The following is a 25980-nucleotide window of genomic DNA, read 5'->3' on the forward strand; positions in this document are numbered from 1 at the left end:
ATTTTTTCAGTATGGATTGATATTCTAGTCAATTGAAATTGCTGAAGAAAAATCACCAAGAATATCTCTAAGCTTTTCTTTTACTTCATTCTCAGGTAATAGTTTCTCCAAATAATTCGTTTGCTCCACGAAATTGTGATAAATCAAAAGATTGAGTAACTCATGTCCAATTGGTTCCTTATTTTGATCAAATAGTTTCAACTTAAATATACCATGACCTTCATAGTATATATCCAATTCTAGTTCATTTTCTTTGAACTTAAAACCATTGAAAAATATGTATGGCTCCTCCTTATCTGTATTTACTTTATAATAAGAAATATCGTTAAATGGAGCGGGAGTCAGTTCACTTTTTAATTCCATGTACAAAGAATAAGTGTAGAGCTCTGTATGTTCTCCATTCATTTTAACGCCACGTAGCAAATAAATTATGTCATCATCAGTATGACGGATATACTTATCTTTTCCCAAATAAGCGAGAAGTTCAGGATATAAAACAAACTTTATTCTCCAATCAGTTAATAAGTTACTAGCAGTTGAACAAATCAATTCCAAGCTACTTAAATCTGATGGATCAAATAAAGAATCCGAAATTAATTGTTTAAAAAAATTACGCTTATTACTACGATACCCATCGCCAAGAAGAAATCTTTTCCAACTAACATCCCTTTCAGTGTCAACCAAAAAGCTATAATTTTTTTTGGCGAACAAAAGATAATCACCTTTTGTAAGAATTGCTCGATGCAGGCGATGGTTTAGCTTAGCTTCGTCTCTTAATCCCCCTTCAGTAAATAATGCAAACACTAAGTCTATATAACGATCGAACTCTTTCTGAAAGTTGGTCTGATCTGTTTCGTTCCAGTCAAATTGTCCATTTTCGTCATAATAGCTTTCAATTTGACTGAAGGCTAAAGCAAAAGTGATTTGCCCCTTGAAGTACGGATGTTTTTCGGCTTTGTATATCCTTTCTGCCCAAGCATCATCTTTTAAGATTAAATGCGCTTTTATTTGTTCTTCTTTAATTTGTGTAGGATTGAACCCCTTTATATTGTCATCAGTTATTATGTATTCTAAAATAGAGTTGCTATGCGGTAAAAGTCTTTGTATCGCCCTGAGGGAATTAACATACTCGGTTTCGTTATTATAAGGGGTGGTGTTTTCTATTAAATTGACCATTACCCTCATCCAGTCCTGTAATCCATCGGCTACCTTCCATTTACATAAGTAAGCATAATAAGCAAAAAATTTGATGCGTTCTGCATAGCCAGTATCACTAAACTTATTATTAATGATTTTGTCGAAAGTATCTATTTCATCGTAGTAATGAAACACTGGGAGATATTGCCTGTACTTATGCCCATTACTAATAAGATCGAGTGTATCGATCAGCGTAGTTATGAATTGTTCATTTTGACGTAAATAAAAATCAAGAGGAAGATTGTTTTGATTATCGATATACTTTTTGGGCTCGTTTTGGGTAAGGGAATAATGATTGATTGCGATGGCACTTATAAAGTGCATCATTTGTTTATCAAAAACATTCTCTTTTTTATCCCTGTAAGTCCAGAATAAGTCAGCCCATTCTGTATCAATTTTCTGAGCGAAGTAATCTTTAATGCTTGGACTATAAGCAACCTTGCTATTGAAGTTTTCTAAATGCTGCTCAATTTTTGCCTTGAAATTTTCAAACTTTGTCAGGGGCTTACCTCGTGAATTCATTTTGATATACAAATCATCCGTAAGACCATAATCTTTAAGAGGCAGAAATTGAAAAGTAATTACAGGATTTTCGGTATTAATTAAGAGGCCATAGAATCCCTCAGCATTTTTAAACTTTTTGTCGATTGCATCCAACATGCATAACATCGACTGTATAGTTGGATCATAATCCCAGGAAAGAAAATACCAGTAACTATCTCTAATTGTTTTAGACAAAGCATTTTCCTTTTCATCATCCGGCGAAAGTAACTTAGCAAGTGAAAAAGGATTTCTAAACAAAGCATTACAGAAATCTGTAGCAGACTGACGTGTTTTGTAGGTAAATCTAGAGAAGGTATCCTTTGTTAGTGCCTGCTTTAATTCGTCAAACCTATTTTCTTTCACCGCCAAATACCAATGCAACAAGAAAAGAGTAGTAAGCCGCTGTTGGCCGTCGAGAGGAATAAAATTATTGTTGCCATCAATATCGCCATATATAAAATCAAGATCTCTGAAAGGAACGCCCTCCGTCAAATAGGTGTAAAGTGCATCCAAAAAATCATTTCTTATTTCTTTTGCAGATTGTCTTCCCTGTGCATAATCTCTTTGAATAATCGGAATTTCAATGTTGTATTGCTTTTCAACAAACAACTTGTAGAAGGTTAGTTGTTCACTCATTTATTAAGGGTATTTTCAATTTCCTGTAAATAATCATTAGCATCATTAGCATTCCAATACATTACTTCGCCTAACTTTCGACTATAGGCCTTCAAAAAGACGTTCTTTGTACATAAAGGGATAAACACGCCTTGCTTTTCTTTATTAATAATATGGCTTCTTTTAACGGGGAAAAACGCATTTTTATACATGCGGTTTGTTGTTTCATCCAATAGGGTAAGATTTGAAAGATTGTCTATATCCTCTAAATCATCATTCTCTCCAAAGTATAATGTTAGATCAGCATATAATGCATCGAACTGGACATCATCTTCTTTCTTAAGAATTTTCAGCAATCGGTGGCAATATTCCTTTTCTGTTTCAGAAAGCGTATCGCAATGGGCTAAAATATCTGTTTCATTTGATCCGTCGTATAGAACTCCGGAAAAGTACTGTAAACATGTATTTGCCCAGTTCTCCTTGTCTTTTCCCGTTATTTCTTTACTGGTTTGAGAGCGAATATGCTCAATATCCCATCGTTGGTTGTGATAGTGGTTGAAAGGGAAGCGGATGCTGGATTTCTTATTATTGATTATTGTCAAAACATTGAACAACAGTAATGCATTCTTAACATCTCGTTTGTTGTCTTCAAAATTCAGTTCAGTAATCGCTTTGGTTATCGTTTCTCTTGCGATAGTTCGTAGTTTTTCTTTGAACTTTAACTTCGATGTTTGTCGGGACAACTCATGGATAGTTTGGACATTTTTACTTACAGAAGTGAGATACCCTATTAAATGATACAACTCTCTATCTTGAAACCATTCTTCAAATGACAGGAAGTACTCCTTTATACTTAGCCAAATATTATCAATTGTTTTGATGCTATTTTTTCGTCCGTCAAATTCTTCGTAAAACCTGTAGAAGGTATAATAAGTTTCTGCATCCACAGGTTTGTTTTTCATCAAATCAAATATGTACTCAATCCTTGTATCATATTTATCTGGTGTGGTACAGATGAAGTACCAAAACTCTGGCTTTTGCAAACTTTGTTCTATTCGATCCCATTCTGAAGCGATATTCAATTGTTTCAGATACTTATCTTCTTTTGCAAATACCTTGCTTAAAAACAAAGCCTTTACTAACTCAGCATTTGTTAAAGGGATTTTGCCAATATTCAAACGGGTGAAAATATCAATAACACTGGAGCTATCATTAATTTCGTACCAGATTACCTTTGTTTTATTAATCAGCTTATCATAGAAGTTTGATTTAATTGCAGGATTGGCTTCTTCTTTTTCCTCAAACCATGTTGAAATGAATTGGTAAGCACTGTATAGATGGAACAGGTCAATATTTTCAGCAGTAGCTTCTTTATTTTCGACTATTTCAAGAAAATCCTCCTGGGCTAATCTTGTTTCAAAATGCAGTGAATAATGCTTTTTGGGCGTTTTAAATTCAGTTTGATTGAAGTAATGTAGAATAAGAAGAATAGTAGTGAGCCGTTGTTGGCCATCTATCAATTCGTATAAATTCTCTGATACTTTTTTTACTACCACCGGTTGCAGGCAATAAAACGCTTCTGGATTAGCATAATCAATTTCATAACTCCAAATATCTTCCAGTAATGGTTTTACCTGATATTTTACCTGCCAGCGATAGCCCCTCTGATAAGAAGGAATGTTGAAACTATACTTCAACAACTCACCAATTGATTTTATATTAAGAAAATTTTGCATTTTAGAAAAGATTAAAACTGTAGTTTTTTAAAAATTATTACTACACACGCTATTGTTAGTGATCATACAAATTGATTGTAATGCTTCATACTTAACTAACTATTTTTTCTTGAGTTACTCATTTGAAATCCTGTGGGCACCGGCTTGAATGGCTTATCTGGCGACCGATGATTTCTTTGAAATGCTCTTAGTTCTTTCACTTGTAACGTAGCAACTACAAAATAATCCAACTCTCCGCCTCTCACCCGCACTTGATCTCGTTTGTAAGATTCTTTGTATGGAGCTCTAAGTCTTGTATCTCCATATAAACGATTATTGACCTGCATAATAAATGTGTGCAAATCATTAGCTGAGGCTTCTACTAATCCGTTATAAGTGTCAATGTCTTTATTCCACTCAACAATTATCAATGCGTCAATTAATCCTTTGAACATTGCCCGATTATCTATATCCAGAAAATCATTACAGATTAGACCTGCAAACCAAAAACCTCCATGATTAATCAAAAACTTGTTGGTAAAATCTGGTCGTAATACAGCTCCGCCTATATCATAGATATCTCGCTCTTCTTTAAAAGCCGGAATGATTTTCTCCTGTTTCAATAAAACATGAGACGGCCCCCATTTCCCTTTCACAGTAAGCACATAAACCAGTTGATTGGAAACATATTTCAATATGTGTGGAGGCAGCACCTCTCCCGGACGAGTTTTAATTTCGTATTCAATACCAGCTATTATGGAAATTCCTTTCTTTAAAAACAAATGTGAGATATAATCAAGCAATTCTAACGGTATTGATAACTCCGGAAACAATACGTAACCAATCTCAGCCTTTTTTTTACACCTTAAGATATTCTCAATCAAATTAAAAATACGCTCTATACGATCCCCATCAGGCTCATTAGGAGAACCCTGTACAACAGCCACCCAACTTTCAGGTTTTGTTTCCAAACTTGTAAATGCAACTGTTGGATTCAATGATTCGCCATCTGTTTGTAAACAAATAGCTTTTATTTCATCAGCTATTTTTAAGTCATGATTGCATGGCTGCTCAAGACCTGTACTGTCAATATTAAATAGCTTGCAATAATTCAGGAAAGATTTATTCTCATCAATATCATACCAATTTTGAAAAATTGAGCACAGATCAAAAAGTGTAAACGGTCTTGTAAAGAAGTAAAATGCGAATGGTCTGGTGAGTACATTTGCATCTAATGGATAAGTTACTTTAAATGCTTCAGTCGAAAATTTTACAAAATGATTGTAATTAGGTAAATAATCTGAATTTAAAAAAGAATCATCCCATAATTCAAGATTGTGAGAATGAAGGTATTCCGGCATCTTCTCAAGTGGATATTTAAAGTAATCTTTAAATGGCTTTTTATGAAGATCGGAAACAATCAAGCGTATAACATCTTGCTCAATGGAATCAGAATTATTATTTCGTTGTAGTAAACTTATCTTACTTAAATGAGGGTTATCTCCGGGCTCCCAAGTACTTAAGACAGCTTCCTCTAGCAACGAAAAAATATACTCCTTAGCAAATGATAAAGGTCCATTAAAAGAATCAGCCTTTGATTCTTTTAATTTCCTGAAAGCTTCTTCAACATTAAGAACGAGCTTATCAACAAATTCAAGCTTCCTCGTTTTTACAGCTAAAGAAACTATCCTCGGATAATATTTCGTATAGGTAGCAATTGTTTCAGGGGTTATTGCATGCTCAAGACATAGGTCAAAAAAAGAGTTAACGATACTATCCCATTTCTTTTTCGGTAAAAATTTTACAACTATCTCAAGACGCTTTAAATACAAAATGAATTTAAGCCTTTGAATACTTAAGCCATCCGACTTCCTCAATCCATTAGCTGACTCCTCATTATCCGTAGTTACTTTCGATACTTCATGAGTGAAAGACTCGATATCATTGTCAATGTCAGGAGGTAAATTCCACTCGCTGCTGTTTTCATTCAAACTATCTTTCAGGGTAGTCAGAAAGGACTCACCACTAATGCCTTCAAGGAAAAAATACTTTTCTTTATCCGTGCTGAATTCTACTAAACTATCCGGTGCATAAGGTATTTCAAGAATGTACCCTTCTGGCTTGTATTCATTACTATTTCTATCCTCTGAGTTTTGTTGCTCTTCAGCACGAACTAATCTATCTATTCGTTTTGTCAAAAAAGTCCAAAAACTTTCAGGCGAATCAATATTACTTCCATCTTCTACAACCAAAAACATATCGTCGACATATCTACCGTAATAAATTGGCTTAATTTCCTGATTAATCTTACGATCAAGAAAGATCAACAGTAAGTTGGCAATTGTTTTAGAGGCCCCAAGGCCCATAGGTATACCGGAGTGTCGGTTAAATTTAAAATTCTTTGGAACGTCTTCGTCATTATAAATATTTCTGCTCCATGCAGTAATTGCGTGTATCAGTAATGTACTAAGCTGTTCTTGTAAAGGATCGAGTGATACATTGATATATTTTAAAAAATCTTCTTCAACTATAAAAGAAGGGTCAATTCTGTGATAAAATTTCTTTAAGTCTGCTGTTACTGCTATTATTTTTTTATTGTCCTTTAAAGCTTTTGAAATATTATTAATGCCATTGTTCTGCCATGTTTGATATGCTGGCAAATAAGATTTAAAATGCCCAAATCTTCCTCGTAAGTATTGTTCTTCTTTGTCTAAATCTCCACTTCCTTTATAGGCACTTCGCAAACGGCAACCATAACTATCTTCACTTACGTATTGCTCTAATGCATATCCTACTTTTTCGAGCCATAATGAAGAAAACACATGAAAATGCACCTTATGCTTCCCCAAAATGCGAAAGTCCACTGATTTGATTTTCTTTGAATTCCAGCTGCGCTCACCATTTGAATAATACACAAAGGAAGTATCCTTGCCTTTTCCCTGATCTTCAAAATCAATTTTCTTTAATGCAAACATGTGACTGCCTACAAAATCTGGACTGCCAAACCAACCCATATCGTTGGCCTTAATTTTAAGGAGCAGTTCATTGAGATTATTGAGCAAATTTTGTTCATAGTTTGCAAAATCGAGTAAGGTTAAGTGCCCGGTTTCGTAGTAGGCATCTATCTTGGCTTTTCTATAAGCCACAACTAGATCATCAATGGTTAAGTATGAATTATTCATAAGCAGCTTTATGTAATAAATTTATTTCTGATTAAACAAACCTCCCAAATTTTCATCCGGCTCATCCACTCTACTCACAACATCATCATCGGTTTTATATGTTTTCTTTTTCCCCTTCTTATCCCACAACCCCGCCTTTATTTCTTCCTCATGAATTTGATGGTTGAGTTCGAGTAAACGTTTTAGTACCTCTTTGCGGGCATCGGGATGAATGGTGAAACGAATGCGGTCGTTTTCTGGGAGGTAGTCTACTTCATAGAAATCGTGGCGAAGTTGAATATCACTCCAGCCATAAGCTACCAATACAGCATGATCCATTTGTACATGCAACTCACGGAGTTTAACAATTCCGGCTAAAGCTTCTTCCATGCTGCAAGTGTCTTTTGTTCTTTGCAAATGATTCCATAAATTCCAGACCTCTTTGCCGTATTGTTTTTCTATGACTTTCTTATCGAAGAATTGTAGATTATCATTAGCTATACTCAGTTGTACGTCTTTTGCATGGAAGGCATTATAAGTTTTGGTAAGCCCTAGTCCTATTGAGAGCATCAATTTTGGGCGATATTTATGATATGCTTCACTGATTCTATTTAGAGACGCAATATTATTATCACTAATACAATTTGGAAATGGAAAAGTAACAAAACAATTTGAAGGATTATACTTCAGCCTTCCCCCTAAAGTTGCAGAATATTTCCTAGCCCATTCTTCATGAAATGTTGAGCATAGAATTGCCCCAAAATAATATTCCTCAAGCAAGATTACCTTGGTCATTGATGAAAAAACTATACCAGGCGAATAATATGTAAATGACAAATATTTTGTTGTCTCTGGAATAACTAGAACCCTATTTAAATTCTTAAGCTTACTGTAAAGACTTGGCCTCTTATCAGCATACTGCCACCACTTTTGGGGCAAAGGATTTCTCAAGACAAATTTGCCAGCAATTTCTTTCCCATTGGAATCTTTCTCTAAACGCTGTCTTTCTGGTTTAACCAATGATTCTACAATATCAAAACAAATAGGGTATTCATTCGCTTTATTCACAGGCCAATCGAAGAAATTTATAACATACCTGCTAGGGAGCTGGTCTATATTACTATTGAGATCTTCTCCATTAAGATATGGGAATAATACTTCGTTATACTTTTCATCTTTACTAATAATTTCATTCGCTTTCTCTATATCTATTAAAAATCCTAATCCCAAAATAAATGAACCAACAAAGCTTTTATCAGAATTAATAGACAATTCATGAGCCGCAACATTGCTTAATTCATCAGTCAAATACGGAGTAATATTTTGTACTTGATTACCATTTAATATTTTTGGAGCATACCAAGATTGTGATTTATTTATTGAAATTAATGAAACATCAACATTAGCAACACCAGGCCATTGAATTCGCTTTAACGCAAACAATATTGTTCCGTTCGTATTTAAAATAATTTCTAGCGACCACTCCCGTGTTGCGCCTTCGCATATAGATTGAGTAGATATTAAACTCATGAACTTTTTCTCAGCTATTATTTGAAAAATTCTTCTGAAAAAAAATCCAACCAAATCCATTGCCGCAGCAGGAGTATAATTATTTTTAATGAATTCGAAATATGAATCGCCGAAAGCCCCGGAGATTTTCTTGCCGCCTAAAAAAGGCGGGTTACCTAAAATGCAATCAAAACCTCCTTCATTAAATACTTCTGGGAACTCCAAGAACCAATGAAAAAATCGCTTTTCTCTCGCTAAGGTTTCAGCCTTTGCCAGTTTATCGCTTTGCAATACACCTATATGCTTATTTAGCTGCCGTAAAAAAATACGGTATTCTGCATCAGTTAAGATATTTGGTTTGTTTCCATCAGTCTTTGGTATAAAAAACTGGGCCACCTGTGCATCGGCCAGTTGTTTCATGCGTATACGGTGGTAATCACTTTCGTACTGGCGGTATTGCTTCTCTTTATTGGCAACTTCTTCGGGTGTTCGTTCGGGGAGGTTTTTAAAGAGCTTGTATTGTTCAATAACCGCATCCACTTCGGTGATCATAGCTTTTTCAAATTCAAACGCTGCCTGTGTTTTTTCTTTGCGTTCCTGTTTGTTCCGTTTCAGGAAAGAAGAGGCAATGGTTTTATCATCACCCGGTAATGCTTTAAACGCTTCATCGGCTATTCCTTTCTCCAGTTCATCTTTATGTGCAAGGCCCACAATGGCATCACCGCATTTTATATGATGGTCTAAAAAATTCAATGGTTCGCCGGGGTTATGTGCTTCGAGCCACATGGCTACTTTGCATAATTCAACAGCCAATGGGTTTTTATCTACACCATAAATACAATTATTAATTGCATCACGTATTGCCTGTCGCAATACCGGTGGCGAGGGCTGGTCTTCTTTACTCCGCAGTTTTGCCAGTTCAAAACCAATACGCCTTGCTGCTGATAATAAAATATGTCCGCTGCCGCAAGCCACATCGCAAACCTTTAAAGAGAGCAGGGCCGCCTCCGCATCTTTTTCTTTGAGCTTATCAGTAATTAAATAATCCAGCGAGTGTTTAATTAACGGCTTCACCAACTCTTCAGGTGTATAATGAGCTCCATCCTTACTTCTTTGAGTCTTCCCTTTCTCTTGTCCTTTAAATAAAAAAACGGGTTGAGTATTTGGTTCCTGAATTTCAGGCTCGTATTCCAGCAGGCCTTCGTACACACTACCAAATTCTTCCACATCCAGATCAGCATAGTTTACCCTCACCCGTTGGCCCTTTTCACTTTCAAAGGTTACCAGGTGGCGGAGTACTTTTAACAGCGTTTCGTTATCCAGCATCTGTTCACTCATGATGCCTAATGCATCCGCTGCAAACAAACCGGAACCAAGTGGAGCAATACCCAGTTGCTTGCCATACTTGCTGTTTTCAAACAACGTAAAGCAGGTAACCAGCGATTGCCATAAATCGGTTTTCTTCGGATCTACATACACCGCCTTTTCCACCAGCCTGCATAAACGTTGTACGCTGTAATACTTGTAATAAATAGTTCGCTGCTGTTCTATCTGCTCATCTCTGTTTGCGGGATAAATTAATTTTCGTTCTTCAATCACCATCAAAAACAGTAAGCGGTAAATGATGCGGAGATTGTATAAATAATAATCCTGTGCATTCAGTTGGTTGGCAGCAATGGTTTTTCGCAACCCTTCATTGGCATTGTTCTGTAAAAAACCATTGGCCAGTTCTTTAATGGATGTTTCTACCGCCAAGCTTAACCGTTCCCGTATACGTGAGCCCGATGCCAATGCTTCCTGGTGATAAAACTCCAGGATGCTTTCCGCACCGGCATCCATTTTTTGCGGCATACGGCTCGCATGCAAGACACGATAAAGCAATGCAAATTCTGCATAGAGTCCGTCGTCCATCATTTGGTTGAGATCAAACTCGAGATAACTTAGGCGGCTCAGTCGTGTAGCATCACGCAGCAACCGCAAAAATTTACCATTGCTTACCAGTGCATACATGTGCTCCTGGTTATTGAGATATTCCTGCGCCAATGCATGTGGTGAAAGTCGTGGACCACCTGTTTCGGCTCTTGCATCCAATGATTGATTAATGCCTACAATGTGCACGGGAAATTGATCAAGATTCGTAGCCCTGAAACTTACTGCATAAGTTTTGCCATTAATGGTTTCGGCCTGTGCTGCAGATAATTCGTAACCGAGAATGCCCATCAGGGGTTTCATCCAGTAATTACGTGTTTCGGTAGTACCAGTATCGGTTGCTGATAGCTGTTCCCTTTTTTGTTTGAACGCTTTCCAGTGCGATAAGGCTAATGACCAGGCCAGACTTATTTCATCACGAACAGATGCATGCGGATCGAGATTGAAATCTTTTGCCTGTTGAAAACGAATATCCTCGGTGCGGATTTTTTCCAGCACCTCACTACTGAGAATATTACCCTGTATATTAATTGACGAATAGTTCATGTTGATCAGAGGTCTTGTGGTTTTGGCATCAGGATATATACACCCATTACATCAGGAGGTAAAACAGGCGTAGCTTTTTCATAACGACGTCCACCAATTAATTCTTTAAAGCGACTGTGAGCAGATACCAGTTCATCGGCCCTGTTACCAGCGAGTTCAAGAAACTGATGTTTCATTTCGTCGAAACGTTTCATCTCAGTTCTGATATCTGCCTGTTGTCGTTCCGCAGAAAGATTGGATAAACTTTTAGATTGAAGCAACAAGTCTTTTGCTTCTTTAAATTCCAGAGTTTCTGTTTTGCCATTTACTGAGCGATAACCCCAGAGATACATTTCTTCGGCAATGCTTTCTTTTTTAGAGGAAACTTCTTTGATCACATTTCTTACACGGAACACCACCAAAACTGTTTTGGTTGCAACCGTATCAGTTTGAACTTCACAAACCCGTGCAATTTTTCCGTACTCTGGTCTTGGCTCAAACGATAATGCAATTAAGAACTGGCAAAGCAGTTCTGTAAATTTATGATTGCGGCCAACGTAGATATAACCCTTTGGTGTAGGTGAATTGAAACTCACTTTCACCGTTGCTGCATTATTAAAACAACGGCTGATATGTGCAGGCAGGTTTTGCGGTCGTAAAATATAACCTGCTTTACCATCGGCTTCACAAGAGCCACCTAACTGCTGCACGGCACTGCAAACAAAATGTTCTACTGTTTTAATATCACCAATGGCTTCATCAACAGCTTCCAGATCAGCTTTGATGGTTGCAGGGTCAACAGTTTCGTGTGCAAATATGCTTCGAATATTTTCTCCTTTCTTACGGGCCAGTTCTAATTCATTACTAATCGTTTCATCTGTATCTTTAAACAGCTCCTGCTGAACAGCATCTTTTTTATTGTTGAATAAAAGACGTTGAGCTGCTTCCGTCATAATCGACTTGCTGTTTTCACCAATGCTGATAGATACACCTGTTGACCGTTGTATATCCCTTACTTTACGAATCAATACTTCCAGGATAAACATATCCATTTCATTGTTCTCCCCATAAAGCACATAGGTTTTTACAATTGGAGCTGCCTGTCCAAAACGATCAACACGACCTTCACGTTGCTCAATACGATTTGGGTTCCATGGCAAATCATAATGGAGTACTGCTGTAAACTGATCCTGCAGATTAATACCTTCACTTAAACAATCGGTTGCCACCAAAATCCGCTTTTCACTTTTGCCCATCAGTTCAATGCGTTCCTTACGTTGTTCATCTGCCAGTTCGGAAGTAATGGCTTCGATATGAATATTATTTGGCAAGGCTTCTTTCAACCGCTCAGCCACATAATTAGCAGTGGGTATATAATGGCAAAAAACGATGGGAGCAAACCCTTCTTTCACCCACTCTTTCACCAGCTTAATAGTTGTTTCAATTTTTTGATCGGCCTTGCTGTTAAAAATAGATTGTGCTTCTTTATGTAACTCTTCTAATTCTTTTAATTCGTTTCGGGCAAAATCTAGGTTTTCAATAAGATCCTGTCGTGGCACATCCGATACCTGATCGAGTTCTTCAAATAATGTATTTTCAAAACTGTCCTCTTCAGTTATTACGAAATCACCCTCTTCAATCTTTTCTTTTCTGCGGGTTAACATCTCCATTGCCATTGCCGGGCTCGACATGGCTCCTTTGATTAATGCAATGGCTGCCCATGAACGAAGCAAACGTGTATGTTCATTAATTGTTTTTCCGGCAGTAGAAATGCCTTTTGCAAAATGCAGCAGGCTATTGTAAAAAAGTAAGTACTCGTTTGTTAAAGTGAAACCCAATTCTTTTGAGTCTCGTTCCGGGAACTCAGTACTTTCATTCAACCATCTTTTAATGTTCTCCCGTTTGCGCTGTACAAAATACTTCGCCAGTTTTTTTCTGTCAGCCGCTTCAATGGTTTCAAAGTTTAGTTTTTGAAATTCCGGTTTCAACAAACCCAACAATGATGCGAACTCACTGTCTTTCCCACTATGTGGTGTTGCAGTTAACAAAACAATTTGACGTTGCTTATTTGCAGAAAGGTCATGCAGCAATGCATAGCGCTGTTGTTGCGATTTACTTTTCGCACCTGCAGGTAGTGTGCAAGTATGTGCCTCGTCAACGATAATAAACTCAGGGCAATCGTTTAAAAAGATTCCTCTGCGCTTATCAGCTTTTACATAATCAATAGAAACTACCTGATAAGGAAGATGGTGAAACACACTTTGATCGTCGGGTAGTTGCCGATCGAGTTTGGCAGCCGTACTGGATCGGATAATTTCAGCTTGGATATCCAGTTTATCACGTAGCTCTTGTTGCCATTGTTCACAAAGATGTGGAGGACATATCACGGCAAACCGTTTTACCTCGCCACGTTCCATTAGCTCTTTTAAGATAATGAGTGCTTCTACTGTTTTACCAATACCAACATCATCCGCCACTAACAGTCGAGTGGTATCCATCTTTAACGACATCACTAACGGCACTAACTGATATGCCCTTGGGCGAAACGATAATTTCCCCATGCAACGGAATGGACCAGATGCATTTCTAAAGGACAATCGAAAAGCATCATACAACAAACGGGCAGTTTCAAACGATCCGATTTGTTCGGGATTCGGTTCGGGAAAGTTCGCAGAAGTAATTTTCTCTTGTGGAATACTTACAGGAAGAAATACTGCTGTTTCTTCTTCTTCGGATCCACCCAATGGTTTTATCAATAATAAATCGGGGTTATCGGACGGTAACACCATCCAATCCCGGTTTCGATAGTGCACCAGTTCACCTGGATTATGAAGTTTGTTCAATAGCATGTTGTTTAGCCTAATTTTCTAAAGATGTCTTTTCGGTTAGTAATGAGGTCTTCAAGTTTTGTAAGATAATGCCAAACAATTATATCATAGCCTGCATCTCTTAACAAATTTCTTTTGTGCTCATCATCTTTTTTAACTGACTCGTGATCATGCACTGAGCCGTCACAAAAAACAAGCACAGGGCCGTTATCCGTATTATATACAAAGTCCGCATTAATATAAAAATCTTTCAGGTTTACCTGTGCCTTGTTGGGTAAAGCCAATTTGTGTTTGTATAAATGCTTTAAAAATGGCAGTTCTGAATGACTGTTTTTATCATAGCTTCCTAACAGCTGTTGATATTGCTGTTCATAATCTTGGCCATTGCTCATAGAAGAAACATCACAATCCATCAAAAACTCCAATGCTTCTTTAATACCATGCCTGTCTAACAATTCGTGATGCCGCTGATTATAATAAGAAAGAAGATCTTCATAAGAGGCTCTCGGTAATTTGTTACCCTCTTCTGTTTCCTCTCTTGTTAGCGGATCGAAATGTAGTGAACGATAAGCGGTAACAAATAATTCTTTCAACTTAAGCGGCTCATCAATAAGTTGTGATAAAATACCTAAGCTCCCCTGTGCAGCTTCATAGATGAGGATGTTTGGAGACTCTGGGCTTCCCATTACGCTAACACCTATTTCATTGCTTTCAACCTGGAATTGTATTTCAATAGCCCGCTTTATTGCATAGCTAAGACTGATGATTTGGTCCGGCTCTAACTGAAGATTAGCTAACGGCTGCAGATAAAGTGTGTCGGCTGTTTCACGTACAAAAAGCAATACGTCTCGTTTGTTATTGAATGTTTCCTGGTTTTCTAACTCTTTTTGAGTTAACCATTTTCCATTTCGGGTATCCAACGCAAACCCTTCTCTGTCATCTGCTGCACGTCTTGCCTTTCTGTTTAGTTTGATGAGCTCTGTCGCTTGCCCATAAATTAACTTCAACAATTCTGCATCTGCATTTTTTATGATTGCCTCTCGGGTATGCTCAATGCCTGAAGGGTAACGAAAATACTCTTCGATATCATAGCCTTTAGAAGAGCGTTCTTCTTCAATACAAGAAATGCGCTCCCTGGGCCTTGCCTCTGTTTCGCTCAATTCAATGAGGTTGGTTTTATATTCTACATTCGGGCCACGTAATTCAGTCTTTGTTATTGGATCATTGTTAGCAATCTCTGCGTCATCGTCTAAGAAAGCATACCCTGTTTGTGCAGATATTTTAATCCGTCGCTGTAATTCTTCCGGATTCAAAATACTCATTCGGTTTACTTCGTATTTGCTGCCATTATGATAAAGCACATTGTGTGGACCAAATTCCCGCAAGGCTACCGCACGTGAACGGGAGATATATTCACCTTGATCGGAGTGTTTATAACCAACAAATGTGCGAACCGGAAGGCGGGTAAAATTATAGCCAGGTAAAAATCCTTCTGCAGCCAGGTAACGAAATACATAAAACTCAGATTCATTTCCGATTTCTTTATCTGAGTCGTTTAATAAAAGCTCAACCTGTTTTAATCCTGCATTATGTCTTTTCTTCGCATCTCTTTTCTGATCTGTGTCCTGTTTAATTGTAACATCATCCAGAATTACCCTGGAGGCATTAATCATTTTTTTCGCATTCTGATATAAATGAATCCAGCGTTTGAACGAAGATTCAAAGCGAAATGCAAACGAATGCACTTTTTGCTCAAGCCAGTTATCGTTAAACCACCATGCTTTCGTTAATTCTGCATCAATTGACTTGAGAACATTTTTAAAGTTTTGAATCAAGTAGTTCTTGTGTGTCTTAATGCCATCATCAATTGCAACTTTAATAGCCTCCTTTACCTGGATATTATTTTCGTTCACAATATCAAGCAATACGGATACTGATGCTTTTAATTCTTTAATGGCCAGCTCCATTAAAATATAAGCGTTGAAGTGTCCCGTTATGAGTTCTTCATTAATTAAATCAATTCGGGGAGGTACAACTGACCCTGCCACCATTTTATCAGAAGCTTTGAAATAATTCTGATCATGTGGCGACCATGCCGAGCAATAGGTAACGACAACTGCTGTTTGCCCACTTCTGCCCGCACGACCGCTACGCTGCGCATAGTTCGCCGGATTGGGTGGTACATTTCGCATATGCACAATGTTAAGGTCGGCAATGTCTATTCCTAATTCCATAGTGGGAGAACAATATAGACTTGCGAGCTTACCCTCTCTAAATTCCTTCTCCCGATTTATTCTATCATCAGAGTTTAACTGTCCGGTATGTTCTCTGCCAATCAATTCCCGTTGGAACTGTTGAAAATCGGTTTGGTATAAACTCTTAAAGAATTGATTTGGCTGCATCGCCAAAGGTCTGTATGTATTAATTCTTGTGTGATCGAGAAATACAGTTGTTCCATCACCTGCCATCCAACGCAAAGAGTCGGTTCTTAACAGATAACCGTTTACAACTCCGTTTTCTCCACGTAATCCTTCTGTCTTTATAAGAAATCCTGTGTTTACTAGTAAATCGCATAAAGCTTCGATGTAAACTTTAAAATCATCCTGACTTAGCCATGTAATACCGGCTGCGCTGAATTCCCGTTTTAAATATTTTCCTATGCCGGAACGGGATCCCATCGAAGCAAAGTAGATTCCACGTTGGGTACTTCTACCAGGCCGTACAGAAACCAAATAAGTTGGTCGATCGATTTTTTCGTTGTGATCTAATGACCACAATTTGTTTTCATCTAATCTGTTTCTGAGCAAATTTTCAATCTCAGCAAATTCCTCTATCAGAAACCGATGATAGAGCGAAAAATTTGTACGGAAGTAATTCAAGAGTTGAACAAGAATTTCCTTTCTTTTATCAGGAGACGCCTGATTAAACAATAAGAGCCCCTGAAAACGATCATTAAGTGATACTAACTTATCAAGGCGATTGTACTCAATTTTTAATAATGCTGTTTGTTCAAGATTTGGAAGTGTATAACGCCAACCACGTTTCAAATCCTGAAAAATCCGGATCAGTATATAAGCTTTGATCGCTTTTTCATTTTCCAATTCAGGAAAGTCAGGATCTTTACTTACAAAATTTGGATTGGCATAATCTGTCTCTTTTAGTTTTAACTCCTCCAATACTCGTTCCGCTATATTGTTTATTTCAAGTCCTTCATTCTTTTTTAATGTTGACTTATAAAGAGCAGCTCTCAATCTTACCGACGCAATAAAATCATTGAAATGCCCGGCCTGTAATGCTGCATCCTGACGATTGTCGGTGAAACTTAAAAGTTTTTGATTCTTTATTTCTTCTTTTTGCTCCAGTAACGATTTTACAATGCCATATGAAAGAATGGTAGTTGCTGTGCTACGCCCTTCATGGCCAAGACTCATCAACTTGGTCGATTCATTTGTTTTCGAATCTTCATAGAAAACACCGGCAGTAGGATCAACCCGCAGCTTTACTGGAAGATAATAACCCTTTAAAGGATACACTGGCTCGCTGGAATACTTTCCCTCGGAATTAAAGTAAACCGGCTTTGGCATATGCCAATCATAATAGGGTCTAAAAGCAGTTTCACTGTTATTCAACCATGATTCAGGAGCCATTCCTAAAAGATCATCATTCCAGAATTCTTCTCCATCATCCAACACCAAATACCCAAAGCGCAAGTTGCGTTCATTAAGATTATCGCCCGTCAGTTCCTTTTGGTTAAAAATTCTAACAGGCGCTTCCGGATTTCTTGGAAGTAATGTTTGATCATCTGTATTTTTTTCCACACAAATAAAATCCACACCCGAATAACGACTAAACAACACAGGGTACAAGAGCTTTTCAACAGCTTCATCCTTTATATATCGCCCTGAGCGAATCGTAATCTTGCGGCTTGTTCTCGGTTCAAGCGTAACAGCAACAGTGCTTGTTTGTGAAATGAATTGATGAAATCGAAATGGCAAAAAGCTTTTCCTTGATTTTGCCAGTCTGTTCTTTTCATTTAATGTCTCCGCCCACTGTAATAAATTTTTTATCGTGGAATATGCTAAGTCTTCAGCAACTTCAGTTTCTGCTTTTAATTTTTCTGCTATACTTTTAATTGACAAAGGCTTACCCCTTTCAAGCTTACCATTGTTATTTCTCAATGCCACATTTAATTCCAACCAATTCGCTATTTCATGACGCACAAACTCCTCTTCATCGGCATTCGTATTTATGCCAGTTTGTACAGCCTTGCGTAATTCTATTGGGTTATGAGTAACTCCGTTTGTACATGTTTTCAGATGTTCATCAACAATCTGCTCCTCTCGATATTCAATGCCGAATATTTTTGTTGCGACATCTGAAACTGCTTTCTTTTTTTCCTGAGGAGTTCCCTGAGAAGCCATAGTTGCAGATGTGCCAATACAAATAAGCGGTTGACTGCAATGAGTCCTTATTCTTCGTATCAGCATACTTACGTCTGCACCCTGCCTTCCTTTATATGTATGCAATTCATCAAATACCAAATACCTCAAGTGAGTTTTCATAGAATTCCGTAACCATGATTCAGAAGCTCTGGTCATTATCAGTTCCAGCATCATGTAATTCGTAAGAATAATATCTGGCTCTTCCTGTCTGGTCGCCTCCCGCTTGTCTTGCTTTTCCTGACCCGAATATTTTGCGTACGAAACCGGGAATCTGTTTGTAGTTAATGAATAAAGCTCATTGAGTATTTGATCTAAGGTCTTTTTCTTCTTTTCTTGAACTATCCCTGACGGCAGAAAAGACTCAAGATAATTAATTTCATACTTTTTTATCTCTTCCTCCTGCGAATTGATCAACGCATTCATGGGATACACCAAAATTGCTTTCACCCCTTTAGGCTTATTCGTCCCTTGATTGAATATTGAATTAAATATGGTTGAGAGATAGGTAAGTGACTTACCCGAACCTGTACCAGAGGTAACAACGAACCCATCATTATTCAATCCAATCTTCAAAGCTTCTACCTGATGTTCATACAATTCGTAATTACCAAACACCTGAGTCAGTTCTGGGTTTACATTCTGATCCGCCAGATCTTTTAATGATTGCCCGGTTCTATATGCGGGATTAAATTGAACCAACGGCTCAGGAATAAATCCATTGCCTTCGAATGATTTCTTAACCTCTTCCTGAATTCTTTCATCTGCAATAGAAAGAAACGAGTTGAGATAATCACGATAGTTTGTTACAATGTCATTATGGGTTATAAATGCGTCCATGAAATTCTATTGGCTAATTATTTAGTTTCTTTTTCTGACTAATTACACTGATTATTAAAACAACTCCTACTATCACATCTACAATATTCCAAATTAATCTTCCCAGCGCTATTTTAACTATTGGTTGAAATAAAATAGCCAGAAAAATATACAACAATGCGATACTTTTCCTTCCATCTAAAAATGTCTCGTAAGCAAAGTAGGCAAAGAAAGCCATTGCAAGAAAACGAACAAGTTGATAATAGCCATACGGCATTTGCAATAGACACGCAAAAAGCAAAAGTGCCAAAACAATTTTCAGAAGATTGATATTCATTACTTTATTCTTCTTTAGTACCTGGCTGAATTGTATTAATCAATTCAAACTTTGGAAACTCAGTTCCTTCTAGATATTGAAGTGTAATTTTACTAAGGAAGGAATCAGTTACAAGATCCTCTTCGAGATAGATTTCAATATCCGGGTGTACGCTTAATATTTTGTCATCACTTACTTTTAAACGATGACGTATATTCTTAAAGAATTTGACTTCCGAATACTCAACTTGCTCATCTGCATTAATTGTATGAAGTGCAAAATCAATCAAATTCATTTCTTCTTCTTCAGTTAAGGAAGATTTATCTAATAAATCGAAATAATACTTGATGAATTCTTTGCCATCTGTGTTAAGCTTTGTTACAAGGAGGTTGATTTCATCGTGAAAATTAAAATCGCTAAACAAAGGTGATTTTTCACACATGGACTCTATAATGGCAACTTCTCTTTTGTCAATATGTCCATCGGAGGCCATACAACAAAAAGCGGTCTTTAGTAATAGCTTGTCGAATGTAATGTGGTCCATAAAAATTCTTTTATATGTTTATTATCTGCGAAAACCTATTGGTGTTCGTTCATTCGTTTTTTCGTCATCATCACCGCCTTCAAACTTCCTTCGCATTGCTTCGTATTTTTTTAGCTCTGCAAGCGGAACAGTCGGCTTCTGCTTCTTAATTGTCTTTTCCAGTATGTCCATTGTAACCCTCATATTATTGGTTAAAGCAAATCTGGCTGCTTCGTTTACCAATAACTCAATATCTCCGGTTACATAGTTTTCGGTCATTTTAGCAAGCTTTTCATAATCAATACCAAAATCAAGAGGTTTCTTTTTTAGATAAACTTCAAATAATGACTTCCTCAACTCAAAATCAGGTGGTCCGATATAGAAATATTTTTCAAGTCGACCTGCACCTAGAATAGCAGGATCAATCATCAGTGGATAGTTAGTAGCCCCAACGATAAATATTCCCTTATCGCCTGTTCTATCCATTTGTGCCAGCATTTCATTGACAGCACTTTTTGTCATTTCATGTACATCGCTGTCTCTGTTTGGAAGCAACTCATTTAATTCATCGATAAAAATGATCGTTGGAGCATTCTTTTCTGCTTCCTCAAACATTTTGGCAATATTTTCCTGGGTTGCATTTACATAACGACTCTTAAGGGTTGAAGGCTTAATGTACATATAATTGTATCCTACCTCCTCAGCAAATTTTTTGGCAAAGTATGTTTTCCCGCAACGTGGTGGTCCATAAAAAAGGATACCGTTAGGAAAAGCCACATCATACTTCTTATATTTCTCCGGATCCTTTAAAGCATTAATCACATCCACTGTTAATAATCTCTTTAACTCACTCATGCCTGCAATAGAGTCAAAGCCAGTTCCTTTTGGCTTAGTAGATAGCGTTTTCTTTTCGGTCTCACTCTTTTCGGATTTTTGTACTCTTATTTTATCTACATCTTCTACGTCAATTTGACCGCTTAACGCCTGCATGAATTCATCTGCTGATTGAAACCGAAATTCTAAGTCTGGGTGCAGGGCCTTTTTGATTATTTTGATAATGGACTCGTCAAAGTCGATTATTTCATTAATTTTTCCTGGAAAAAGTAGAGGCTTTTCTCTTTCCTTTTGTAAAAGGTCCTCTGCGTTACTGCGATCTTCCTGAAATTTTGAAACTGCTTTAAACCATGGGGGCGTTCCTGTAAGTAAATGATACATTACAGCACCCACTGAAAACAAATCTGATTGGGGTGAATATGCATTTGCCATTATACACTCTGGTGCTATATAGGCTAAGTTGAGATCCGTTTTATTATACGAACTTGAAGATTGATGAAAGGAACGGGCATGGCCAAAATCAATTAATCTTGCTTGCGGAATATCAGTTGACATATCCAACATGATGTTTTGCGGCGTAATTTCATTGTGAATAATGGGCTCTTCCAAATTGTGTAAATAACTCAACCCTTTTAATACATCAACTGCAATTCCCTTCAAATCATAAATCGTTGAAATTGGTTCTCGGGTTATTCTATCTGCTAATGCTTCGCCTGCAATAAAATTTAAAATCAGAAAAGCATACTTTTTCCTTTCAATTATAATCTCCCCGCTATCTTGGTAGCCAACAATGTTTTCATGCCTTAATGCTTTAAGAAAGCTAGTTTCAAGAATATTATTCTGATCGTCAAATGCTGATCGATTCAAATTCCCATAATAGAATAACTTTAAAAAATACAGATTCCCATCTTTCCCTTTTGCACGATAGGTTTCAGCAGTATTGCTTTTCTTTATAAACAGTAAAACTGTATAAGTTTCGCTGAGAACGAACCCTTTCTCTAATATGGCTTTATTTAGACTACTCATTTAGTTTTTGTCAAATTCCTCTTTTGAAATCTTTTTTCCACCTGTAACTTGTGGTACAGACGATTCCTTAATTGTAAATGTTAGAGTTAAAACGGAATAACCTGTATCATCATTAGTGACTTTAAAAGGTTGTCCTTTTTGGTAAACCGGATCTTTCCCTTTTAAAACAGCCTTCGTTTTTGTGAAATAATAACCCCCGTCCGAAAAATAAATTGTTTCGTTACCATATGCACTGATAGTAACTGTTTGGTGTAGAACCCCTTTCTCCCCACCTCCTTTCATTACTTTTAGTGTCATTGATCGCATTGAATTGTTATTAATAGTTAGTCTTGCCTGCGACACAGCCTTGAACGACACAAACAGAAATAAAGTTATAAATCCAACAGATTGAAACATGAATTTCATAGTAAGCATTTTATTGTTTAAGAAATTAGCTTTCAAATTTTTATTTGTTTTTCTGCAAACCAGTAGACTTACTCTTTGAATAAATCCACTTATTACAGTTCTCTAAACCTTATACTGAACAGTAGTTTTTTATTAACCTAATGTTTCAGGTTTTTCATTATCAGGCATCAAGCCAAAGATTTGAATCAAAATCGGCCTGATAGCGGTTGTTTTACCGGCTGTAACCATTTGCAAACCCTGATTCACCAATTGTCTTGCTTTGTTTTTATCCTTCCAATGGTACGTATTAAACTCACTATCAATATGCTTTAACCATTGTACATCCCCTGCATTTCCTGTTACTATATTTCGAAGTTCCCAATCTAAACGGGCTATTTCCAATACTAGTTCTTTTGCCTCTCTCAAATTTTTCTCCTTTATAACGTGCTCAATATTTTTTTTGTAATCTTGAACATGAGCTTCAACTTTATTGATATTTAAGTTTTCATCAACATTATGTTCCTTGATTTTTTCGATCAAATCCTCTAACTCGTAAAAAGTATCTTTTAATTCTTGTTCAACTTTTGGCCATTCTGCCAGTTTTTCCGCACCATCCAATTTTAATAACTCTTTTCGCAACCCATCAAGTATTTTCATTTTACCATCCGCACTTCCTTTTTCATTTTCTAATTGCTCCTCCAGTTCGTTTAGCTTTGTTGCAACGTCGGCGGCATGTACTTTTTGTGCGGTGCGTTTTGCCTTTGAAATTTCCTTTGACAGCGATTCCTCGGTTGGTGGTTCGGTTTGCTTAATTTCAATTTCCAATTCTTCGGTATGATTCAATAAAGGAAAGTAGGCGGTGAACTTCATTAATTGCGACCGATCAACTTTAATCGTTATATCTACATCGCTACCCTCAGGAAGCAAGGCGGGCAATGACTCTCCGTTAATAATCACTTCAAATATTTCATTGTTTAAAACCGGATTGGTGCCTTCTGCATTATAGTCGCCTTGATAAATAGGAATACGAATGATGTCATTAATCATTCCAGGTCTAACTGCACTTCTAGTTTTCAAACCATTAATTACGCCTGTGGCAGGAACTTTTTTACTCTTTTCCAATCCCTTTACTTGATGAAACAAATCCTTTTCGTCGGCGTGAAACCATTTACCAATTCCTATATGATATGGAAGAACCTGCATTCCGTCGAGTCCACCAATACCTTGTAAAATGCTGAATTGGTGCGGTTGGCATTCTAATCTATTACCAGCTTCATCATAAACATTAATTTCAAAAGAGTTGGAACGGCCTTCAACCAAGAGCACATCTACAATTGTAGCTTTTTCTCCAATTAGTTTTTTGCCACTTGACCATGCTCCATCAAAACGAACTACGTCTGCATAAATCTTTTCAGGGAACGTACCTGTCGTTTTTTCTTTCAAAACTTTCAGGTTAATCATTTCGTCCAATTCAACAGTAGTAGCTTCGTATTTAATGTCTAATTGAAGTTTGGTTTTATCTCTTATTGTTTCCTTTACTTCATCTGACACAGAAATTGTAGAGGCGAATAATGCAGCGCCCTTCGCAACTACCGTCATTGGGTCAACTGAAGTGTCAACCTTATCTGTAATTTGCTCTTTTAGCATTCTGCGTAAGATTGGCGAATAAGTCGGACCGCCAACCAAAATCAGTGCTCCAAGGTCAGATCCTTTTAAATTGTTACGTTTTAATAATTCTTTAGTAATGTCAATTGCTTTTTGAAATATTGGAGATAACGCATTCTCCATATCCTTTTGAGTTACCAGTACATCAATTTCAGGTTCATTACCATCTTCATCTTCAAACGGCAAATCTCCTAAGTTTGAAAGAATGTTATGCGAATCCTTAAATGACAATTGTATTTTCGCTTCTTCCGCAAAGGCTTTCACTGCATTTCTTAATACTTCTTTTTGTGTTGCATCATCTAAAATTCCATCAATTGCAAAATTCTGTTGAAGATTTGGAATGATAATTTGGTCAACAATTGCTTCGTCTAAGTTTTTACCTCCAAGCCAATTGTCTCCATCAGTATCTTTAACAGTCAATATACCTTCATCTGATTTTAGAATTGCAGCATCGAAGGTTCCTCCTCCAAAGTCAAAAACTAACCAAAAACCATCTTTCTTTTTAGCATCAAGACCATAGGCAGTGGCGGCAGCCACTGGTTCTTGAAGTAGTTCAATATGTTTGAAACCTGCAAGTTTAGCGGCTTGCATTGTTGCTTCATTTTGAGGATTTAAAAATTTTGCAGGGACTGTAATAACAACAGATGACATATTTTCGTCCTGAATAAAAGATTTTAGTTTTTTCAAAACCTCTGCGGATAGTTCCTCTGATGAAAATTCTCTATTCATATTAGGACACTCATATTTATGAGTTGTTCCCATAGTTCTTTTAAATTCAATAAATGAATTTGTTTTGCCCTTTTCAAGAGTTTTTAACGCTCTTGTATTGTCATTTTTCATCACATTGTAGGCAGTATCGCCTACCAAAATATCTTGTCTTTTATTGAAATGAACGCAAGAAGGCATTGTATCCTTTAGTGTGTCCGATTTTTTAATGATTGGAACTCCGTTTTCCATTCTTGCAATTGCCGAATTAGTTGTTCCTAAGTCAATGCCGTAATCAATTTTATTTCTCATTCTTTAAATTATTTTGAGATATTAGTAACCTTTTGAAGTTTCAATTTGTGCAGTTTGAATCATTTTATCATTGTAATTTACTTGCGGTATTAGAACCTTTGTAATTACTTCTGAATCTTTATCAAGATTTTCATCAGGAATTGTGCTTGTTACAATTACTTTCATTCCTTGATGAAACTGTTTGCCTAACAGATCAGGCATTTCATAACCATTGGCTGAAAGATTATCTTTCAGTTTTCCTACCGATGCCTGTAATTGTTTCAACCCCTTCGTTTTTGAATCCATCAGGGCGATGTTTCTTTCTATAAGATTGATTTCACTTGCAACTTTTAAAGCCAACGAATGGTCAGGCTCTGCGCTGGGCATTGTTTGTAATGTAGCTTTCTGCTGCTCAATTAATTGAACTTGAGAATCCATTAATTCAGTTTGCTTACCAAACTCTTTTACCAAACTTTCCTCAATAGAGGATTTTGTTTTGCTCAATTGATCAATAAAGTCCGTTTTGTCTGTTTGTTGTCTCTTCCTCAAAAGCCAATACAAAAGCCCTGAAAGCAATATCGCTGATAGCACTCCGATAATTCCGTAAAGTGAATTCTTGCTTAATGATTCTGAAACCTGTGTGATTTTACCTTCGTTTTTGTCTCCTGTCTCCTTGATTTGAATTCCAAGTTGATTTGCTGTTTGGGTAATAGCGTTGCTATTATCTTGTGTTTTTGTTCTTAAACTGTCAATACTTTTGTTAGCATTTGAAAGTTTAGAATTTAAAGTTCCTATTTCAGATTTTAGTTTACTGTTTTCTGATTGAAGCGAATTAACCTTTTGTATCAAAGGCTTTATCTCTTTCTCTAAATCTTCTTTGGCTATATTCTGGGCAAAAGATCCAAATGCAGAAAACAGAAAAATGGCGAATGCTATAATTTTCATTTAATGTTTAT

The 25980-nt window shown here is 36.8% G+C and carries 12 protein-coding genes; all 12 read right to left on the reverse strand.

The window, feature by feature from the left end:
- Positions 1–24 precede the first annotated feature (24 nt).
- Complete coding sequence (locus tag H4075_RS19865) at positions 25–2376, reverse strand: DUF262 domain-containing protein (protein WP_182802556.1); 2352 nt, start codon at positions 2374–2376, stop codon at positions 25–27.
- A complete protein-coding gene (locus H4075_RS19870; protein ID WP_182802557.1) occupies positions 2373–4091 on the reverse strand; it encodes a DUF262 domain-containing protein in 1719 nt (572 codons plus the stop codon). The genes H4075_RS19865 and H4075_RS19870 overlap by 4 nt, the downstream gene beginning before the upstream one ends.
- Positions 4092–4186: 95 nt before the next feature.
- Complete coding sequence (locus tag H4075_RS19875) at positions 4187–7252, reverse strand: RNA-directed DNA polymerase (protein ID WP_182802558.1); 3066 nt, start codon at positions 7250–7252, stop codon at positions 4187–4189.
- Between the two features lie 21 nt (positions 7253–7273).
- Positions 7274–11215: an Eco57I restriction-modification methylase domain-containing protein gene (locus H4075_RS19880; protein WP_182802559.1), complete on the reverse strand. Its 3942-nt coding sequence runs from the start codon at positions 11213–11215 to the stop codon at positions 7274–7276.
- A 5-nt stretch (positions 11216–11220) separates the two neighbouring features.
- Positions 11221–14037 carry a helicase-related protein gene (locus tag H4075_RS19885; RefSeq protein WP_255460243.1) on the reverse strand — a complete coding sequence of 939 codons (2817 nt, stop codon included), beginning with the start codon at positions 14035–14037 and terminating at the stop codon, positions 11221–11223.
- A gap of 11 nt (positions 14038–14048) precedes the next feature.
- Positions 14049–19301, reverse strand: coding sequence for a DEAD/DEAH box helicase (locus H4075_RS19890; protein WP_182802561.1), 5253 nt, complete (start codon positions 19299–19301; stop codon positions 14049–14051).
- A gap of 13 nt (positions 19302–19314) precedes the next feature.
- Complete coding sequence (locus H4075_RS19895; RefSeq protein ID WP_182802562.1) at positions 19315–19617, reverse strand: DUF6804 family protein; 303 nt, start codon at positions 19615–19617, stop codon at positions 19315–19317.
- 4 nt (positions 19618–19621) lie between these two features.
- A complete protein-coding gene (locus tag H4075_RS19900; RefSeq protein ID WP_182802563.1) occupies positions 19622–20140 on the reverse strand; it encodes a tellurite resistance TerB family protein in 519 nt (172 codons plus the stop codon).
- Between the two features lie 21 nt (positions 20141–20161).
- The gene (locus H4075_RS19905) at positions 20162–21979 is read right to left on the reverse strand and encodes a protein kinase domain-containing protein (RefSeq protein WP_182802564.1); all 1818 of its coding nucleotides are present in this window, start codon (positions 21977–21979) and stop codon (positions 20162–20164) included.
- Positions 21980–22384, reverse strand: coding sequence for a hypothetical protein (locus H4075_RS19910; RefSeq protein WP_182802565.1), 405 nt, complete (start codon positions 22382–22384; stop codon positions 21980–21982).
- 132 nt (positions 22385–22516) lie between these two features.
- A complete protein-coding gene (locus tag H4075_RS19915) occupies positions 22517–25045 on the reverse strand; it encodes an Hsp70 family protein (protein ID WP_182802566.1) in 2529 nt (842 codons plus the stop codon).
- A gap of 21 nt (positions 25046–25066) precedes the next feature.
- Positions 25067–25969: a septum formation initiator gene (locus H4075_RS19920; protein WP_182802567.1), complete on the reverse strand. Its 903-nt coding sequence runs from the start codon at positions 25967–25969 to the stop codon at positions 25067–25069.
- Between the last annotated feature and the right edge of the window lie 11 nt (positions 25970–25980).

This window comes from Lacibacter sediminis, from assembly GCF_014168535.1.
GTDB lineage: Bacteria > Bacteroidota > Bacteroidia > Chitinophagales > Chitinophagaceae > Lacibacter > Lacibacter sediminis.

What these genes read in the sequence shown, in the direction of transcription:
- H4075_RS19895 (WP_182802562.1), bottom strand. Translation starts at nt 19,617, where the DNA reads ATGAATATCAATCTTCTGAAAATTGTTTTGGCACTTTTGCTTTTTGCG.
- H4075_RS19910 (WP_182802565.1), bottom strand. Translation starts at nt 22,384, where the DNA reads ATGAAATTCATGTTTCAATCTGTTGGATTTATAACTTTATTTCTGTTT.
- H4075_RS19890 (WP_182802561.1), bottom strand. Translation starts at nt 19,301, where the DNA reads ATGGACGCATTTATAACCCATAATGACATTGTAACAAACTATCGTGAT.
- H4075_RS19900 (WP_182802563.1), bottom strand. Translation starts at nt 20,140, where the DNA reads ATGGACCACATTACATTCGACAAGCTATTACTAAAGACCGCTTTTTGT.
- H4075_RS19905 (WP_182802564.1), bottom strand. Translation starts at nt 21,979, where the DNA reads ATGAGTAGTCTAAATAAAGCCATATTAGAGAAAGGGTTCGTTCTCAGC.
- H4075_RS19915 (WP_182802566.1), bottom strand. Translation starts at nt 25,045, where the DNA reads ATGAGAAATAAAATTGATTACGGCATTGACTTAGGAACAACTAATTCG.
- H4075_RS19870 (WP_182802557.1), bottom strand. Translation starts at nt 4,091, where the DNA reads ATGCAAAATTTTCTTAATATAAAATCAATTGGTGAGTTGTTGAAGTAT.
- H4075_RS19875 (WP_182802558.1), bottom strand. Translation starts at nt 7,252, where the DNA reads ATGAATAATTCATACTTAACCATTGATGATCTAGTTGTGGCTTATAGA.
- H4075_RS19920 (WP_182802567.1), bottom strand. Translation starts at nt 25,969, where the DNA reads ATGAAAATTATAGCATTCGCCATTTTTCTGTTTTCTGCATTTGGATCT.
- H4075_RS19880 (WP_182802559.1), bottom strand. Translation starts at nt 11,215, where the DNA reads ATGAACTATTCGTCAATTAATATACAGGGTAATATTCTCAGTAGTGAG.
- H4075_RS19865 (WP_182802556.1), bottom strand. Translation starts at nt 2,376, where the DNA reads ATGAGTGAACAACTAACCTTCTACAAGTTGTTTGTTGAAAAGCAATAC.